Source organism: Nocardiopsis akebiae, from assembly GCF_018316795.1.
GTDB classification, from domain to species: Bacteria; Actinomycetota; Actinomycetes; order Streptosporangiales; family Streptosporangiaceae; genus Nocardiopsis; species Nocardiopsis dassonvillei.
The window spans coordinates 5,076,063-5,092,822 of sequence record NZ_CP074132.1 but is presented as its reverse complement, the minus strand read 5'-3'; the positions used below and the strand labels follow the sequence as shown (position 1 = coordinate 5,092,822).

Annotated in this window: 22 protein-coding genes and 1 CRISPR repeat array; of the genes, 5 read left to right on the top strand and 17 right to left on the bottom strand. The window is 69.0% G+C overall.

Annotated elements, in window-relative coordinates:
- Positions 1 to 58: 58 nt before the first annotated feature.
- The 11 genes from KGD83_RS21820 to KGD83_RS21770 form a co-directional block, all read right to left on the bottom strand.
- Positions 59 to 334: a hypothetical protein gene (locus tag KGD83_RS21820; protein WP_212640935.1), complete on the bottom strand. Its 276-nt coding sequence runs from the start codon at positions 332 to 334 to the stop codon at positions 59 to 61.
- Positions 331 to 558: a hypothetical protein gene (locus KGD83_RS21815; protein WP_212640934.1), complete on the bottom strand. Its 228-nt coding sequence runs from the start codon at positions 556 to 558 to the stop codon at positions 331 to 333. Before KGD83_RS21815 ends, KGD83_RS21820 begins: the two co-directional genes overlap by 4 nt.
- Complete coding sequence (locus KGD83_RS21810; RefSeq protein ID WP_212640933.1) at positions 558 to 1,811, bottom strand: hypothetical protein; 1,254 nt, start codon at positions 1,809 to 1,811, stop codon at positions 558 to 560. The genes KGD83_RS21815 and KGD83_RS21810 overlap by 1 nt, the downstream gene beginning before the upstream one ends.
- Entirely contained in the window at positions 1,808 to 2,005 is a 198-nt protein-coding gene (locus KGD83_RS21805; protein WP_212640932.1) for a hypothetical protein, read from the bottom strand. Before KGD83_RS21805 ends, KGD83_RS21810 begins: the two co-directional genes overlap by 4 nt.
- Positions 2,002 to 2,160, bottom strand: a complete 159-nt coding sequence (locus tag KGD83_RS21800) for a hypothetical protein (protein WP_212640931.1) — start codon at positions 2,158 to 2,160, stop codon at positions 2,002 to 2,004. Before KGD83_RS21800 ends, KGD83_RS21805 begins: the two co-directional genes overlap by 4 nt.
- The gene (locus tag KGD83_RS21795; RefSeq protein WP_212640930.1) at positions 2,157 to 2,339 is read right to left on the bottom strand and encodes a hypothetical protein; all 183 of its coding nucleotides are present in this window, start codon (positions 2,337 to 2,339) and stop codon (positions 2,157 to 2,159) included. The genes KGD83_RS21800 and KGD83_RS21795 overlap by 4 nt, the downstream gene beginning before the upstream one ends.
- A gap of 88 nt (positions 2,340 to 2,427) precedes the next feature.
- Positions 2,428 to 2,673 (bottom strand): hypothetical protein, encoded by a 246-nt coding sequence (locus tag KGD83_RS21790; RefSeq protein ID WP_212640929.1) that lies wholly within the window; start codon positions 2,671 to 2,673, stop codon positions 2,428 to 2,430.
- Between the two features lie 96 nt (positions 2,674 to 2,769).
- On the bottom strand, positions 2,770 to 3,099 hold the full coding sequence (locus KGD83_RS21785; RefSeq protein ID WP_212640928.1) for a hypothetical protein: 330 nt from the start codon (positions 3,097 to 3,099) through the stop codon (positions 2,770 to 2,772).
- An 88-nt stretch (positions 3,100 to 3,187) separates the two neighbouring features.
- Positions 3,188 to 3,754: a DUF3307 domain-containing protein gene (locus KGD83_RS21780; protein WP_212640927.1), complete on the bottom strand. Its 567-nt coding sequence runs from the start codon at positions 3,752 to 3,754 to the stop codon at positions 3,188 to 3,190.
- 95 nt (positions 3,755 to 3,849) lie between these two features.
- Entirely contained in the window at positions 3,850 to 4,035 is a 186-nt protein-coding gene (locus tag KGD83_RS21775) for a hypothetical protein (protein ID WP_212640926.1), read from the bottom strand.
- Positions 4,036 to 4,089: 54 nt separating this feature from the next.
- A complete protein-coding gene (locus tag KGD83_RS21770) occupies positions 4,090 to 4,236 on the bottom strand; it encodes a hypothetical protein (RefSeq protein ID WP_212640925.1) in 147 nt (48 codons plus the stop codon).
- A gap of 480 nt (positions 4,237 to 4,716) precedes the next feature.
- On the opposite strand from KGD83_RS21770, the gene KGD83_RS21765 reads away from it, so the two are divergent.
- The 3 genes from KGD83_RS21765 to KGD83_RS21755 are packed head-to-tail and all read left to right on the top strand — an operon-like array spanning position 4,717 to position 6,531.
- On the top strand, positions 4,717 to 5,457 hold the full coding sequence (locus KGD83_RS21765) for a GntR family transcriptional regulator (RefSeq protein WP_212640924.1): 741 nt from the start codon (positions 4,717 to 4,719) through the stop codon (positions 5,455 to 5,457).
- Positions 5,458 to 5,464: 7 nt separating this feature from the next.
- Positions 5,465 to 6,301, top strand: a complete 837-nt coding sequence (locus tag KGD83_RS21760) for a phosphoribosylaminoimidazolesuccinocarboxamide synthase (RefSeq protein WP_212640923.1) — start codon at positions 5,465 to 5,467, stop codon at positions 6,299 to 6,301.
- A gap of 2 nt (positions 6,302 to 6,303) precedes the next feature.
- Complete coding sequence (locus tag KGD83_RS21755; protein ID WP_212644549.1) at positions 6,304 to 6,531, top strand: hypothetical protein; 228 nt, start codon at positions 6,304 to 6,306, stop codon at positions 6,529 to 6,531.
- Positions 6,532 to 6,826: 295 nt separating this feature from the next.
- On the opposite strand, the gene KGD83_RS21750 is transcribed toward KGD83_RS21755, so the two are convergent.
- Together KGD83_RS21750 and KGD83_RS21745 are read right to left on the bottom strand one after the other, a co-directional pair.
- Entirely contained in the window at positions 6,827 to 7,348 is a 522-nt protein-coding gene (locus KGD83_RS21750; protein WP_212640922.1) for a hypothetical protein, read from the bottom strand.
- A gap of 35 nt (positions 7,349 to 7,383) precedes the next feature.
- Entirely contained in the window at positions 7,384 to 7,956 is a 573-nt protein-coding gene (locus tag KGD83_RS21745) for a hypothetical protein (protein ID WP_212640921.1), read from the bottom strand.
- Positions 7,957 to 8,559: 603 nt separating this feature from the next.
- Positions 8,560 to 8,987: a CRISPR direct-repeat array (repeat unit 28 nt; unit sequence GGCCCATTCCCGCGTGCGCGGGGAGCAG).
- 1,198 nt (positions 8,988 to 10,185) lie between these two features.
- Between KGD83_RS21745 and KGD83_RS21740 the strand changes: the two genes are divergently transcribed.
- Entirely contained in the window at positions 10,186 to 12,129 is a 1,944-nt protein-coding gene (locus tag KGD83_RS21740) for an SGNH/GDSL hydrolase family protein (protein ID WP_394358081.1), read from the top strand.
- A 45-nt stretch (positions 12,130 to 12,174) separates the two neighbouring features.
- On the opposite strand, the gene KGD83_RS21735 is transcribed toward KGD83_RS21740, so the two are convergent.
- Both KGD83_RS21735 and KGD83_RS21730 read right to left on the bottom strand, forming a co-directional pair.
- Positions 12,175 to 12,795, bottom strand: a complete 621-nt coding sequence (locus KGD83_RS21735; protein WP_212640919.1) for a TetR/AcrR family transcriptional regulator — start codon at positions 12,793 to 12,795, stop codon at positions 12,175 to 12,177.
- Positions 12,796 to 12,881: 86 nt separating this feature from the next.
- Positions 12,882 to 13,601: a glycerophosphodiester phosphodiesterase gene (locus KGD83_RS21730; protein WP_212640918.1), complete on the bottom strand. Its 720-nt coding sequence runs from the start codon at positions 13,599 to 13,601 to the stop codon at positions 12,882 to 12,884.
- 244 nt (positions 13,602 to 13,845) lie between these two features.
- On the opposite strand from KGD83_RS21730, the gene KGD83_RS21725 reads away from it, so the two are divergent.
- Positions 13,846 to 14,616 (top strand): DeoR/GlpR family DNA-binding transcription regulator, encoded by a 771-nt coding sequence (locus tag KGD83_RS21725; protein ID WP_013151829.1) that lies wholly within the window; start codon positions 13,846 to 13,848, stop codon positions 14,614 to 14,616.
- Positions 14,617 to 14,713: 97 nt separating this feature from the next.
- On the opposite strand, the gene KGD83_RS21720 is transcribed toward KGD83_RS21725, so the two are convergent.
- Complete coding sequence (locus KGD83_RS21720; protein ID WP_212640917.1) at positions 14,714 to 15,181, bottom strand: VOC family protein; 468 nt, start codon at positions 15,179 to 15,181, stop codon at positions 14,714 to 14,716.
- 108 nt (positions 15,182 to 15,289) lie between these two features.
- Positions 15,290 to 16,543 carry an MFS transporter gene (locus KGD83_RS21715; RefSeq protein ID WP_212640916.1) on the bottom strand — a complete coding sequence of 418 codons (1,254 nt, stop codon included), beginning with the start codon at positions 16,541 to 16,543 and terminating at the stop codon, positions 15,290 to 15,292.
- Positions 16,544 to 16,760: the final 217 nt, after the last annotated feature.

The window sequence follows — 16,760 nt, the reverse complement described above, 5'->3', positions numbered from 1 at the left end:
GTTGGCGGTGAGGCCACCACCCCGGGATGTGGGTTGTGCTGGTCGGAGAAGACGGTGGTCAGAACAGGGGCAGCTGGTCGGCGCACAACGCGCACACATCCCAGCCCGCGACGCGGTGGCGCTTGTCTCGGCACCGTTCGGAGGGGTCAACGGTGGCCTCGAACTCCAGGTGGTAGCGGTAGCGGTCCTCGACCTTGAACCGGTAGTGGGACTCGAAGACCGGCATGTCGCAGGTGCACCGCATCTGGTACACCCAGGACTCGCCCTCTCCGAGGTCCCCGATGGTGCGGGTGATGCTCGGACGGTGGCGGATGGTCTCGGTTCGCGCGCTCACCGGTCATCTCCCGCAGCGGGGGCGCACTCGCGGCAGGGCGTGTAGCCGAACTCCCCCAGGAAGCTCCACCACAGGCCGCCCCGGCCCCCGCAGGCCACGCACAAGCCCTGTGCCTGGCACTGCTGGGGGCTCAGGCCGGAGTTGCGCCGGACCCATGCGGCGTGGTCGAACCCCGGCGGGGTCGGCCGCGACCAGGCGGCCGGGCGGGGATGACGCTGGATCATCACCGACCCTCCCGGATGGCACGCAGGTGACGCTTGACCGTGGACTCACCCAGCCCCAACGCGGTCGCGATCTGAGCCGGACCGTCATCGGGGTGGGCGTACCAGTAGTCCGCGACGCGCTTGCGGGTCTGCGCTCCGGCCGCACGGCGGGCCTGAACGGCCGGTGCGACCCCGGGGGCCACATCGGCGCTCTGCTCCGTCCCGGGCTCGTGGCGTTCTCCCTGGTCAGTGTCGATCTGGCCCCTGGCCTGGCCCCGGTAGCGGGCCTGCATCCGCTCGTAGGCGTCCTGGACTTCCTCCCGGGTCGGGATACCGCTGTGACCCGGGGCCGGACCGTCGTGGTCCGGACCGGACCGATCCGGGGCCACACCACCACCGGCCGGACCGTCGTGGTCTGCCAGGAACGCCGCGATCTGGTCGGCCATCACGTCGCCCTGCTCAGACAGCCACCGCTCACCGGAAAGGGGCGCGGGCGTGCCCTGGCCCTGCTTGTGGTCCTCACCCATGGCGACCCGGCGCAGCTCGTTCTCGTCAGCGGCGCCGACCTCGACCAGGGCGTCAGAGATCGCGGTGGACAGAGTCGCGGTGGCCACGTAGGCGGCCAGCGACCAGGCGGCCGCTCCGAGCGAGCAGATCGCGCCGACGGGGCTGCCCATGGTGGCCAGCACCGCGCTGGCGGCCAGCGGCACCCCGATCAGCAGCCAGAACACCACGGCCTGCCAGGGTTCCAACTTGACCTCGCGGGAGGCCAGACGCCCCCGGAGCACGATCATCGCGGTGGACAAGATGGTGAGCCCGGCCTCGACCAGGTAACCCAGACCGGTCGGGGACTCCCCGGGGCGGGACTGCAGCCAGGCCTCGATGGCCATGCCCGACCCGATGCTGAGCAGGACCGACAGCACCAGGCAGCCGACCATGTAGCGGGTCCGGCTCACGGTCAGCGCGGCCACCGCACGGCCCGGGGAGGTGGTCTCCCGGGCGGCCTGGATCGCTTCGAGAGTGCGTTCGGCGGCCGCAGCCCGGGAGTCGGCGACCCGCCCCCGGCGCATGGCCCGCTTGTGGTCCAAATCCAGAGCGTCGCGCTGCTGCTGGATGCGTAGGGCGTCGGCGTGGCCCCGGGTGGCGGGGTTGGTGCGCGGGTCGTTGAGCAGGTCCTGGTTGGTGATGCCGACCAGGTTGCGAGCCTGCTCGACCTGACGGGTGACGTCGGCGGCCACGTCCGGGGCGTCGCCTTTGTGCTGGAAGAACTTCATCGGGTCCCCTCCTTCGGGGCCGGCGCGGTCAGGGAGAGCGGGCGGGCAGCGAGGTCGGCGGCTCCATCCAGGACCAGGACGATCCCGGCCAACGGCAGGGCGACCAGCCGCAAAAGCGCCACGGCCAGGACCAGGAACAGAGTGAGCAGGACCGCGAGGAAACCCACGGTCTGGATGCTGTGGATCGTGGTCACCGGTGCTCTCCTCCGTTCTGGCGGGCGCCGATGGCGCGGAGTTCGGCCAGGTCGGCGTTCTGGTCGGGGAGCAGCCCTCCGGTCAGGTGCCGCAGGAGCGCGTACACCACCCCCAGCGCGCACGGGATGAGCAGAAGCGTCAGCAGCAGGGTCATCGCCGCGCCCCCTTTCGGGGCCTGGTCTTGCGAGGGGTTTGGGTGACGGTCAGTCGGGTGCGGCGCCAGCGCCGGAGCGTGGTCCGGGGACGGCGCGCGGTGCGGCGCACCCGGGTGATGGCAGCGGCGGCCAGGACACCCAGCAGCACCCCGAGGGCGGCGTACAGAAGCGGTTCCATCAGCGCTCCTTGCGCAGCGGGTTGGCGGGGGTGAGCAGCAGGGCGGCCAACGCCAGGTAGGCCAGGACGATCGCGACAGTGAGCACCATCAGGCAGCGCTCCTCAGGTCCAGCGCGGCCGGGCCGCCGTCCGGGGCGGGCAGGTTACCGACCAGGTCCGCGAGGATGTCGGCGGCGGCCGCGTGGCGGGCGGCGTAGGCCTCGAAGGTCTCACCGGGCAGGGCCGGGGCGAACAGCTCGCTAGCCAGTTCGGGGTCTCCCAGCAGGCCGGTCAGTTCCTCAGGGGCCGGGGCGGGGGTTCGGGTGGCGCTCGGGAACGGCAGAATGGTCGGCATCGGGACGGTCCTCTCAACGGAGTGGTCTCGGTAAGGAGGCCTCCGCGGGGCGCAATCCCGCGGAGGCCTTCGTCGTCGGTGGGAACGGTGTGGTGTTCAGGCGCCGCGCTGCTCGGTCTCCAGGCGGTCGATCTCGGCGGTGAGTCGGTCGCGCTCGGCCCGCAGCAGAGCGAGCTGGTCGATCGCGCCGGTGACCACCAGGCGGCCCTGGACCAGGCGGGCGGTGTATCCGGCGGCCGCGACCAGGTCGCGGGCCTCGGAGCGGAAGCAGGAGTGGATCTGCAGCATCGCCCCGGCCCGGCACAGCCGCGAGTCGAGCACGATCCTGCTGTTGGTGGACGCCATCTCGGCCGTGGCGACGATGTCGACCAGGTCAGCGTCGGTGACGGGCATCGGACGGACGGACTGGGTGTCGGTGGCCTTCATCAGGTGATCCCTTTCTGCGCGGTCGAAGCGGGGCGTGTGTCCCCCACACCCGCCCCCAGAACTGGGGCGGGATAGGCGTCACACGCCCTCAGGCGCTCTGGGGCTGGCGGGCGAGTCGGCGCCGCCCGTGGCGGGAGGCGAGGATCGCGGCGACCATGAGCATCACGGCCAGGGCGACGAGCACGGTGAGCATCAGCCCGGTCGAGGCCATCACCAGGGCGCTGATCGCGATCCAGAGCGTGTGCCAGTCCTGATCCATCCGGTACGCGCCCGTGCCCAGGGAGGGGTTGTCGTCGTGGCCGGGGCGCGGTGCCCCGAGGGCGGCGAATTCGGTCTTGCCGATCGCGCGGTAAAGGCCAGCGGCGGTGAAGCGCCGGTCGAACCACCAGTGGGACCAGGCGGTGAGCGCCAGCCCGGCCGCGACGGCCAGGGGGTGAACGCTCAGCCCGGTCACCGCGACCACCGCCAGGACGGCGGCGGCCTGGAAGGCGACCACGACCGCCACGTGCTTGGTGCACGCCATCCGGCCCGCGTGGTCGCAGCCGCCCTTGGTGGCGGCCCACTGCGAGGACTGGAAGGGGTGGTCGGCCAGTAGGTGTGCCGGATAGCTGGCGGCGGCCAGCACGGCGAAGACGACAGCGTCGGCCTGGGGCATGATGGAAGGACCTCTCTGTTTGTTCAGGTGAGGGCCGGGGGCCGCCGCGCCGTGGAAAGTGAGGCGGCCCCTCGGTGTGTGCGGGGTCGAACTGGCTACAGGTCAGCGTCGGAGATCCAGCCGCGGTGACCGCCGCCGATCTCGGTCGTGCCGTCGCTGTAGGTGCGGGTGGTGAAGCCCTTGGCGTCGATCGTCTGGCCGGTCATTTTGCGGCCCTTGCGCTCGTTCTCGTCCTGGCGGTTGAGCTCGTCCTTCAGGTACTTGGCGAACTTCTTGTCCATCTCGTTCCTCTCCTGAGGTTCGTGTTGCCTAGTGGGTGTGCTTCTCGGCTGAGGTCAGCCGAAGTGGATTCCGCCGGAGATGGTCCCGGCCTGGACGACGCCGCCACGGTGCTGGACCTCGGTGGATCCGTCCTCGTAGGTGATGACGGTGACACCGTCCTTCGTCTCGATCGACTGGACGTCTTTCTTCTCCTTGGCCATGTCGGCCCCTTCCTGTGTGGGTGTGGACCCGGGTGGTCCCTGCCGTGTCCCTCATCCGTGTTGTGCCGGGGAGGGGCAGGACAGGCACCCCAGGGGTGCGGCGCGGCCATTCCTCGCGGCCCCGACCGTTCGGGGCGGCGCACCCTTGTCGGGGTGCCGTGGCCACGTCTTCCCTTCGCCGTCCCTTGAGAGCTCGGGATGGGGTCAGGGCGTGCGCGCTATGTGCCTCAAGGGCTTGTGAAAGCTCGTGCGCTCCGGGATTCCACGCGGTGGACAGGGCTCTGCCCTGGTCACCGGAGTCCTCTTCCGGGCTGCGGCCTGTGGCCGTGAAACTGTTATAGCACGCGAACGTTTGGCGTACTAGTACAGTTGGCATATGCATTGAGTACGCGCGTGTTGAAGGTCGCAGAGCCCCAGCTCACATGGCCGACATACATGCGTACTAGTACACTGATCATGTTCACCACGAAGGAGCCACACGTGTCCCCTCAGGTCCAACGCACCGACCCGCCCTACATGCAGGTCGTCAAGCACATCAAGGCCGAGATCGAGTCCGGTGTCCTCCCCGACGGGGAGAAGATCGACTCGGTGCGCACCATCGCCGCGAAGTGGAAGATCTCGCTGGCGACCGCGACCAAGGTCGTCGGGACGCTGAAGGCTGAGGGCCTCGTGCGCAGCGAACCCGGCCGGGGCAGCATCGTCACCCGCGACCAGGCCGCGGACAGCGCCAAGGACCGTGTGGTCCGCAGCCTGGAAGGCCGGATCTACGCGGCGAACGAGCGTGCGGAGATCCGCGCGGCCGAACTGGTGCCGGCCCCCGAGGAAGTCGCGGACGCCCTCGGCGTGCCCGCGGGCACGAACGTCATCCGGCGCCAGCGGGTCACCCTCCGGGATGACGTGCCCTCCTCGGCCAGCACGTCCTGGTTCAGCGGAGAGCTGGCCGAAAGCGCTCCGCTGCTCCTGGAAGCGAAGCGGTTGCCCCAGGGCACCCCGAAGTACGTCCAGGAGAAGACGGGGCTCACCCCCGCTACCGGCAAGGACCAACTCCGCGCCGACATCGCCTCGGAAGAGGACTCCGCGGCGCTGGGCATCCCGCTGGGTTCCCCCGTACTGCGCAAGCAGAACTGGGTGTTCAACGCCGACGGCGACGTGATCGAGTTCGGCCAGTCCGTCTCCGTGGCCCGTCGTTGGGCCACGTACAACTACGAGATCTCCAGGTAGGAGCGACATGGAACTGCTGCACTCGGGCAAGGTGCGCGACGTCTACGCCGACGGTGACGACCTCATCCTGGTGGCCTCGGATCGCGTGAGCGTCTACGACGTCGTGCTGCCCACCCCCATCCCCGACAAGGGCAAGATCCTCACCCAGCTCTCGCTGTGGTGGTTCGAGCAGCTTGCCGACGTGGTGCCCAACCACATCATCTCCGCCACCGACGTTCCCGAAGAGTGGGCCGGACGGGCCGTGCGCTGCCAGAAGCTCACCATGCTCCCGGTCGAGTGGATCGCCCGCGGCTACCTCGCGGGCCTCGGGCTCAAGGAGTACGAGAAGCAGGGCACGGTCTCGGGGGTCGAGCTCCCCGAGGGCCTGGTTGAAGCGTCCAAGCTTCCGGAGCCGATCTTCACCCCCACGACCAAGGCGACCGAGGGCCACGACGAGTTCATCACCTTCGCGGACGTGGTCGAGGAGATCGGCCAGGAGACCGCCGACCGCCTGCGCACGGTGACCCTGGACGTGTACAAGCGCGGCGCTGAGATCGCCGCTGAGCGCGGCATCATCATCGCCGACACCAAGCTGGAGTTCGGCCGTGCGGCGGACGGCACGCTCGTGCTCGCCGACGAAGTGCTGACCTCAGACTCCTCACGGTTCTGGCCCGCGGACGACTGGCAGCCGGGCAGGCCCCAGCACGCGTTCGACAAGCAGTTCGTCCGGGACTGGTCCAGTACCGTCACCGACTGGGACCGCACCCCTCCCGGCCCCGAGATCCCGGATGAGATCGTGGAGGCGACCCGAGCCCGGTACATCGAGGTCTACGAGCGGATCACTGGGAAGCGCTGGGAGGCGTGAGCATGTATCAGAGCTACGATCGCAACAAGCTCGTGCGGCAGGTGCGGGAACTCCTGGAGAGCGAGGGGCTTCAGCCGGTCGCGCAGGACGACCCGAAGCCTGAGCAGGCCGCCATGCTGATGCTGCGTTCCTTTGGAGTCGCACCCGTGGTCGACCAGGTGGAAGCCCTCAGGGGGTCGTTGGACCGCACGTGGGAAGAAGCCGATGAAGCACGAGCAGAACGCCTGTAGAAGCGCGCCCTCTAACCGTTAAGTATGAGAGAGCCCGGGTGCGTGCCCGGGCTTCTTTCTGTCGTAGGCCCTGTATGAGCCAAAGGCGAAGGATTTTCCGGGCTAGCCGTTAGGGGCCAGCAGTCTCTGTTGACTTGGTAAGTCCAACTTCTATATGGTCGTAGTGCCACCATCTCTCCCTGTGCATTCTTATCCGTGTTGAGAGATGGGCGCAGAGAATGCAGTGCTTAAATCATTGGCCCCTGTTCATTCTTTTTGTTTACTCGTGGAACGTTATCTTCTTGTCCTGTAGGGTTCATTCATAATTAGAGTCGGACTGCCTTGGAATCTTATTCATCTCCGCCGCAGATTCTTGGGCTAATTGCAAGATCAAAGGTTCGGGTACATCCTCTTCTCTGGCAAAAGACCCAAGGACGTTTTGGGCTTCCATGCAGGTTGCAGTAATCATTGCAGCGCGAAATCCCCATCCTCGTTCTTTGCCATCGGGATGGCGGCTTCCGAAGCTGGTTGCGCAAGCGGCTTCTATTTGATCTCGGACCTTTTTGTTGGTTAAGCGAAATGCACAGATGCGGATCCTGCCGATCGCTTCGTCTATCTCCGATTCGGGGGCAGATTCTCTGTGTCGAACCAGCATCTGAAGTTGGTGAAGTTCGAGCATGATCTTGTCCACTGCTTGGTGTGACAGATCGTCCTTGCGCTGTGCTTTGGCCAGCTTGGCGTGCTGTTTTTGCTGGTAGACCACCACTAGGAATGTGGCAATGCCGCCGATTGCGGCACTGCCCAGACTTACGAGGGTTACCGGTATCTCCGTGCTCATAGTATCCTTTGTGGAGAATTTAATTCCATGAAATTCTAGCGTAATCTCGATTCGCTTCTCTCTGGAGCACCCCAGATGGATTGGCGAACTTCTTCTCTAAAATTCTTCTTGCCTTCAACGGCTTCCTTCAAAATCCCCTTGGGTTGGGGGATGGGCTCCCCGCGAAGATAGCGCCCCAGGAAATCTTGGATTTCATAAATTGAAAGCATGACTCGGAAGTCAGGTCTGTTGAATGTGGAGCTCAACTCTCCTTGTAGTTCTGGGTGTGCGCCGAGTTTAAACGTGCAGATGGCCTCAATAACCTCGCGTAGGTCAGCGTGAGGGATGCGGATAAGCCAGAGAAGGATCGTATCCACTTGTTCATCCATTTTGGGTGTCCAGTGGAAATCTTCGCCTTGAGAGATTGCCAAATTTTTTACTTCTTGTGTCTGACGCAAGATATTGTCGATCGCTTGGTGGGCCATCTCGGTCTGACGTTGGTGAGTCATCTGCTTGGCCTGGCGCTTCTGCTGATACACCACGCCTGAGAACGTTGCGAGACCACCAAGCAGTGCGCCACTCAGAGCACCACCTGCGCCAATCAAGCCCACCAGGATTTCAGGTGTCATGCACTCTCCCACTGTTCGTTCGGCCATTGCCGAGTGGCCTCGTTGGAGGTCTGCTGCAAGCTGAGCGCCCTCTTGCACACGATCGGTTCGTGCAACGTGCGCAGGTTGGCGATGACCCAGTGCCAGTAGCCGGAGATCGCCTACGAGCTTGGGTGGTTGTGCGAGCAGCCGACCACGTCAACGATTCCGACGATGGCGTTCGGAACGAGGTTCCCTGAGGCAGGGAATCCCACCCGTATTCTCTAAAAAGGTGAGGAGCGCAGCAGGAGCCCTGCTAGCTCCAAGCGATGTTCAGGAGTCTGCTGCGGCCAATACGCGGCCAAGCTCGGTCACAGCCAAACTAGTTTTAGTGTTCACGCAGGTCAAGGAGGCGCCCGTGAGGGATGGTGTGATCGCATGAAAAGCGGAAGCTCGTGGATGGCTATCCCCGCATTCGCGGGGAGCAGCCGCTGGCGCCCCGCTGGAAGTTCTCCAGGCTGGGTCCATCCCTGCATGCGCGGGGAGCAGGAGGAGGGCATCGCCCTGCGCCACATCTACATGGGACCATCCCCACGTGTGTGGGGGGAGCAGAAGTAGGCCGCGCCCGTCTGGTAGCCCTGTTCGGGATCATCCCCGCGTGCGCGGGGAGCAGAGACCGCCATCCGGCGCGGGTCCGTGGCCCGCGGGCCCGCAAGATCGGCCACTTCCTCGATGACTGGGGACCATCCCCGCGTGCGCGGGGAGCAGTCGATGGTGGCGGCCTCGTCCAGGACCAGGACGGGCCCATCCCCGCGTGCGCGGGGAGCAGCTGATGGCGGACTGGCTCAGCCTGACGGACGCGGGCCCATCCCCGCGTGCGCGGGGAGCAGCGATGCAGATCTGGGTCTCTCCGGCCATGTCAGGGCCCATTCCCGCGTGCGCGGGGAGCAGTCGGTCAGCGGCCACGGCGTCGGGCGAGCCTGGGGCCCATTCCCGCGTGCGCGGGGAGCAGCAGCAGCGCGAGCACTCCCTGGTCGTCGGTGTCGGCCCATTCCCGCGTGCGCGGGGAGCAGACTCACTGACATGGGAACTTACCAGCGGCAAGCAGCCGTTTTTCCAACTTCTTGAGAAACAGATATTTCGCCCACGGGTATAGGTCCGAGCTTCTGGTGCCTTCATACCTCACTTGCACCCGACCCCGCCAGATGGCCCTGACGTGCAGAGCTAGCCAGTGGGGGGCGAATGTAGGTGCGGAGGCTATCCCGGAGCCTGCGGAGGCTGGCGGAGGCTGGCCCTCACGCCTAGCCTCCGCGTCATCGCCGCAGATCAGGGGAACTTTCAAGGCACATGCGGAGGCTGCGGAGGCTGCGTTTCCTTACTCTCTAAGAAGGTGAAGAGCACAGCAGGAGCGAGCCCCCCACTGGCTAGCTCCTCCTGGCCGCGCTCCTTCCTCGCGCCGACTGCTGAGCCCGGCCGCCAGGAGCAGACGGCCGCCCCCGCAGTGGTGTCCACGGTGAATACACGTTGAAAACCCGGACGTCCACCGCACCCCGATCGCTCCGACGCAGGTCAGAGTGGGTGTGATGGCCTGACGGTCCGTGGACTCATAATCCCTGGGTCGCGGGTTCGAGTCCTGCCCGGCCTACCCTCTCCGAACACGAAAAAAGCGCCGCTGACCTGTGGATACAGGGCAGCGGCGCTTTCTTTGCCACGGGCCTGTGCCCGGAAACCGCCTGCGCGGTCCGCGGGCGCGCAATAGGCGCGCGAGTTCGTGCGGCGCGCGGTCGGCCGCCGTTCCTCGGCGCGGCGGCCGACCGTTCCGGCCGAAGGCGCCGGACACGCGCCCACGTGCTCCGTCGCCCCCCCGGCACCCCCTGTGGCCCGCTGTCCTCCTGGTGCGGGCCGGGGAGGCGGCGCCACGGCCCCGGGGCCGTGGCGTCCGTTTCTTCGTCTGTATTTTGTCTACTTATAGGGCCTTTGGTATGTTCTCCTCTTCCGGGGAAGTCCTCGCTGCGGTATCCGAATAACGGACGTCCGATTTTCCGGGCTGACGTCGGGCGAATATGGCGGCACTCCTGCCCGAATCCGAAGCTCCTGCGGGTTTTCCCGTTCCGTGCAGGTCGCAGGCCATACGACCCGCCGTCCAGTGCATCCCGGAACCTCCGCGGTCGGCGGAGGCGGCTCGTTTACACTGGCGGCCGTTCCGAGGGGCGGTGGCCCACGTCTCAACAACCACGGCGCGCGCGGCGGCGTCCGACAGTCGGTGGACAGATGCATTCGGGGGAGAGGCGAGCGTTGGGAGCGGACGGCACACGGCGGCGCGGAACCCACCGGTACGGGGCGGAGCTCCGTCCCAGCCTGCTGCGCGGCCTGGCCGCGGCGGCCGCGGCCGTACTCCTCGTGGTCGTGGTCAACACCGCCGTCTTCCGGGACGAGGGCGCCGGGCCCCCCGAGTCCAGGGAGCAGACCGTCCCCGCGGTGAACGCCGTCCCCTTCAGCGGCCTCGTCGACCGGATCGGCGTCTCCCGGGACACCTCCGTCGCCACCGTAGACCTCGACGGCTCCGGGAACAGCCTGTCCTCCCAGGCGCTGGCCGCCGCCGGGTGGACGCCCGGCCGCGAGGTGGTCCTGCTCGGCACGCCCATGGAGCTGCCCGACTACGCCCCCGGCCGCCCCGACCACCTGGTCTCGGACGGCCAGTTCCTGCGGCTCGCGGACGAGCGCTACCGGTCGCTCACCTTCCTGGCCACCGCGACCCGCACCGACGGCGCCCAGACCGAGGTCACCGGAACCGGCCGGGTGGTCTACGCCGACGGCCGGGAGCAGGAGTTCACCCTGTCGGTGCCGCACTGGACCGCCGGGCCCGCGAGCGAGGCCGCGCTCACCCTGCCCTACGCCAACTCCGCGCGGCACACCGGTCCCAGCCCCACCCTCGGGGCGGCACGCCTGTACGCGCGCGGCGTCACCGTGGACCCCGCCCGCGAGATCTCCCACGTGGTGCTGCCCGAGACCGCTGACCAGGCGGGCCGCATCCACGTGTTCTCCGTGGGCGGGCGCGCCGCGGACACGGAGTGGACGGGCACCTGGGCGCGAGCCACCTCCGGCTACATGGAGGTGGGCCCCTGGCAGGACCAGACCCTGCGGCTGTCGGTGCGCACGACCACCGGCGGCCACACGGTCCGCATCCGCCTGAACAACACCTTCGCCGCCGCCCCCGTCACCGTGGGCGCGGCCTCCGTGGCACTGCGCGGAAGCGGCGCCGCCTCCCGCGGCGCCGCGGTCCCGCTCACCTTCGAGGGGCGCTCCGACACCGTCATCCCGGCCGGGGGACAGGTGTTCAGCGACCCCGTCGAGATGCTCCTGCCGCCGCAGACCGACGTGCTGGTCAGCGTCCACCTGCCCGAGCGGGTGACCACCGCGCCGGTGCACTACGCCTCGGTGGACACCAACTACACCAGCGCGCCCGGAAGCGGAGACCTGACCCTGGAGACCACGGGGGAGCCGTTCACCGGCCGGGTCGCGCAGTGGCCCTTCCTCACCGCGGTGGAGGTCTCCGGAGGGCCGGGCGCGATCGCCGCCTTCGGCGACTCCATCACCGACGGGATCCGCTCCACCCCCGACGCCCACGCCCGCTGGCCCGACGTGCTCAGCGCCCGGCTGTCCGAGCAGCCGGGGCTGCCCAACCCGGGCGTGCTCAACCTCGGTGTGGCCGGGAACCACGTGATCCGGGACGGCTATCCGGGCGAGGGCGTCTCCACCAACCCCACCGGTGTGGCGCTGACCCACCGGGTGCACCGGGACGTGCTGGCCCAGAGCGGGGTGAGCACCCTGGTCGTCTTCGCGGGGATCAACGACCTGCGCTGGAGCACCCCTCCCGAGTCGGTGATCGCCGGGATCGAGGAGATCGCGGGGCTGGCCCGCGGGAACGGCATGCGGGTGTTCGTGGCCACGCTCGGCCCCTGCGGGGGCGAGACGCGCTGCACCGAGGAGGTCGACCGGGCCCGCCAACAGGTCAACGACCACCTGCGGGCGCAGGCTGACGACCCCCTGTCGCCCTTCGACGGGGTGTGGGACTTCGACGCGGTCCTGCGCGACCCGCAGGACCCCAGCCGCATGCTGCCCGCCTACGACTCGGGCGACCACCTCCACCCGGGGGACGCCGGACTGCGCGCGCTGGCCGAGTCGGTGGACCTCTACCAGCTCGTCGGCGGCTAGGGGGAGGGCCCGGCACGGCGCACGGCACCCGCCGTGGCCGTCCGGTCAGCGCGGGCACCCCAGGTGGTGGTGGAGCACGAGGTCGACGTGGACGGCGGCGAGGTCGTCCAGGCTCAGCCCGGCCCCCGGGTCGTACCAGTGCAGCAGGGAGTCGAAGGTCCCCAGCACCTCGTCGGCGACCCGCCCGGGCTCGCGCACCCCGAAGTCCCCGCGGGTCACGCCGTCCAGGATGATGCCGCGCACGTGCTCGCGGTACGCCCGCGTCAGGGAGGTGACCTCGCGGTGGCGGGCCGGGTGGATGGCGCGCAGCACCGGCAGCAGCTGGTGCCCCAGCGCGGTCGCCGCCCGGTGCCGCCAGCCGGTCTCCACGTGCCGTCTGACCAGGGTGGACATGCGTTCCGTCGCGGGCCGGTCCGGGCGGTCCGCGGCCAGTTGCCCGTGCACCCGCTCCCGGGTGGAGCGCAGCACGACGGCGTAGGCCAGGTCGAACCGGGTGGGGAAGGCGCGCCTGAGCGCGGCGGGGTCGGCCCCGGTCTCGTGCGAGATCCGGGAGGTCAGTTCGGACATCGCCAGGCCTTGTGGGCCGTGCTGGGCGAACAGGTGCGCCGCGCAGTCCAGGACGGGTGCCGTGGTGCGGAGCGCGTGAGGGGATGTGTCGGCCGTCATGTGGTGTCTCATCGCTCGGAGTACGCCCCCGGAAGGGGTGGGAGGGCGTGTGGTCTTTCACCGGATCGGTTCCGCGACCCCCGTTCTCAGACCGGACCGGCGGCCGGTGCCCGCCGCTCCCGGCCGCTGGTCAGCGACACCAGGTCCTCGATCCGCTCGGTGGCCAGCGCGTCCACGCCCATGCCCACCACGCGCGCCATCTCGGGGAAGTCGTTCACCGTCCACGCCGTGACGAGGTAACCGCGCAGGTGCATCTCCGAGACCAGTTCCCGGGTCAGCAGCGTGTAGTGCGTGCCCAGGAAGGTCGGGCGCAGGGTCCGCACCGCGTCCTCGGGCGGCGGGCCCGGCTTGTCCCAGGCCAGCATCAGCCGGGCCTCGGAGCTGCGGCCGCGCAGGGCGTCGAGGGTCTCGGTGGAACCGGTGAAGAGCACCTGGTCGCCGAACCCGCGCGCCCGCAGCAGGCTGTCCGCCGCCAGCGCCGCCTCGGGTGCGCCGGCGTCCACGAGCAGGGGAGGGGGCGCGTCGCCGGTGTACTCGGCGAGCACCTCCATCAGGGTGGGCACGCGCCGCTCCACGTCGTCGCGGGCGGTGGCGATCTCGGCCAGGGTCAGATCCCCCACCGGCCGGGGCGGGGAACCGGGAAGGGCCACGAGCCGTTCGTCCACCAGGACGGGATAGCCGTCGGAGGTGAGGTGGACGTCGATCTTGACCAGGTCGGCCCCGGCACGCGAGGCTGAACGCAGGGCCGGGAGGGTGTTTCCCGGGAAGCGTGCGGTGTCTCCGCGCAGTGCGATGGACAACGTCATGTCGTCAAGGGTGGCAAAGACTTCCGCTTTACGTGGTGCAAACAGGAAAAACGCCCGCCGGGGCGGGCGCGGACGGGCGTGCGGCGCCCCGCCCGCAACGGTGTTGCCGTTGCGTGGCGCCGCGATTGCGAGCGGACTCACGTCGTCGGGGACGCCGACGGGGTGCGGCGAGCTGGGAAACTTTGTTACACGGCGTCGTGACCGCACGGTGCCCCATGACCGTCCCTGGAGTGTGAGGCGAACGATGATTCCGGACCAGAGACGAGAGCACATCCTCAAGCTCCTTCAGGAGCGCCACGTGCTGAGCATCAACGAGCTCACGTCGATGCTGTCCGTGTCCCACATGACGGTCCGGCGTGACATCCAGGCGCTGGAGAACGACGGCAAGGTGCTGTCGGTCACCGGGGGAGTGCGGCTCGCGGCGCGGCTCAAGAGCGAGCCCTCCTACCTGGCCAAGGCGCAGCTGGAGGTACCCGCCAAGCGGGCCATAGCGCGCGCGGCGGCCGACCTGGTCCGGGAGAACTTCACCATCTACCTGGACGCGGGCACGACCACGCTGCAGATGGTCCCGCTGCTCACCGACAAGGTCGGTCTCACCGTCATCACCAGCGACTTCAACGTCGTGGGCCACCTGATGGAGTACCCGGGGATCGAGCTGATCCACACCGGCGGGGTGGTCTCGCACTCCGACCACTCCTCGGTCGGGCGCTTCACCGCCGACTTCCTGCGCCAAGTGAACGTCGACCTGGCCTTCATCGCCAGCAGCTCCTGGGACGCCGAGCGCGGGTCGACCACGCCCTCCGAGGCCAAGGTGGTCGCCAAGCAGGCGCTGCTGCGGATCGCCTCCAAGAGCGTGCTCACGGTCGACAGCACCAAGTACGGCAAGTTCGGCACCTTCAGGGTGGCGAGCCTGGAGGAGTTCGACCTGATCATCACCGACGACCGGCTCCCGCGCTCGGCCGTGGACGACCTCGCCGAGCGCGACGTGCGCCTGAAGCTGGTCGAGGTGGAGTAGACAGGGGTGTCCGCCGGGTTTTCCGGAGGCTCGGGGTCCGGGCCCGCTCCCCGGTCGGCGGCGCGCGGCCGGGGCCCGGGCCGCGGTTCCGCGCGGCTCAGTCCTCGTCGGCGTCGAGTTCCGCGTGGGCGAACAGGGCCAGTTCGGTGCCGTCCGGGTCGTAGAAGAGCAGGGTGGAGCCCTCCTCGCCGTGCATCACCGGGGAGTGCTCCACGTCCATCTCCGCGAAGCGCTCCTCCCAGGCCTCCAGTTCACCCAGGTTCTCCACGCCCAGGGTGAGCCGGTCCAGGCCGCAGTGCCTGCGGTCGAACCTGCCCTTGAAGTTGTCGCGGTGCTGGATGAGCGCCAGCAGCAGCCCGGAGGCCGGGTGCTGGCACTCGGTGCGCCGTGTGCCCTCGTGGTCGCGCTTGCCGAGGACCCGGAAACCCAGGACCGTGCGGTAGAAGCGCACACTCTCGTCGCGGTCGCGGACCGACAGGGTGACGCGGGCGAGCCCGTTGAGCTGGGGCACGGGCACCTCTTTGCGGCGGGGGCCGATGGTGGCCAGTAGATCGAGCACGATCATCGAGCCTAGGTCGGAGTCAGAATGATGGGTCCCTCTTTAACGCGGGTTTAACGCCTGATGTTCCCCGAATCACCCCGACACACCCCCTGACCTCCTCCGTCACCCCTCTCAGGCGCCCGGAGTGGAACGTGTCACCGTCGCCGGAGAGGACGGTTCGCCGCGCACGTACCAGCGGGCCCGCATCACCAGGACGGTCACCGCGAAGGAGAGCAGGCCGCCCATCGTGGCCAGCACGAACGCCCCCTGGTGGCCGTACGCGTCGGCCAGGACGCCCGCGATCGACGACCCCAGCGCCTGGCCCAGGATCAGGCAGCTCAGGACGACGGCCATCGACTGCGACAGGCGGCTGGCCGGGGCGGCCCTCTCGATCAGCCCGAACAGGCTCACGATGTGCGGGCCGATCGCGGCGCCCAGGACGAAGATGGCCACCGCCATGGCGGCCGCGCCGTGGGCCGCGTACAGCGGCAGGGTGAGCAGGAACAGCGCGCCCGCCGCGATCCGGGTCCGCGCGGTGAGCGGGAAGCCCACGGGCACGGAGGCCATCAGCAGGCCCGCGACGGCGCTGCTGGTACCCATCACCGCGTACATCAGCCCGGACAGGTCCCCGTGCCCGGAGGCGGCGGAGAACGCGGTCACGCCGGTGGACATGCCGCCGAAGAACAGGCCCTGGCAGAACATGGGGACGGCCAGCACCAGCAGCGCGGGCGTGGCGATGCGGCCCCCGGCGCCCCGTACCGGCGGGGTCCCGGGCGGCGCTGTGGGGTGCAGGGCGAACACGGCCCCGAACACGCCGATGAGCACGGCCGCGCCCAGTACGCTCGCCGCCGGGGAGAGCGTCACGGTGAGCAGGCCCACCAGGGCGGGGCCCAGGACGAACGCGGCCTCGTCCAGCACGCCCTCCACCGACATCGCCGCGGACACCGAACGCTCGCGCTCCTCGCCCCGGTGCGGTCCCCGCCGGATGAGCACCACCCAGCGCGTGCGCGCCATGGGGCCGATCTGGGGCATGCACAGGCCCGCCACGGCCGCCAGTACGGCCAGGACCGGGGCGGAGGCCTCCGCCAGGACGGCGGTCACGAGCACGGTGATGAGCACGGCGTCCACGAGCGAGGTGACCAGCACCGGGACGCGCTGCCCGCGCCGATCGGCGAAACGGGCGATGACGGGCCCGCCCACGGTCTCCCCGAGCGCGAAGGCGCCGGTCACCGCACCCGCGGCGGCCACGCTCCCGGTCGTGGTGGTGACCAGGGTGAGCAGGCCGATCAGGGACATGGAGATGGGCAGGCGGGCGAGGAAGGTGCTCAGCAGCAGCGGCCACCCGGCGATGTGGTGCATGCGCCGCAGCGTGTCCAAAGGTGACATCCGGCCCCTGTCCGCGGTCGTGGTCGCCGACCCCCGGATCCCGGCGCGGCCGTACGGCTCGGGTCATCGCGAAAGGGCCAAAATTCATCCCATGATATGGCCGTCGTCGGTGGGCGGGCCCCCGCGGCGCCCGCACGGGGGCTTTCGGTTCCCGGTGGGACTCCCGGCACCCGCGCGGGGGCTTCCGCGACCCCGGCGGGCCCCGCGGCGTTCCCAC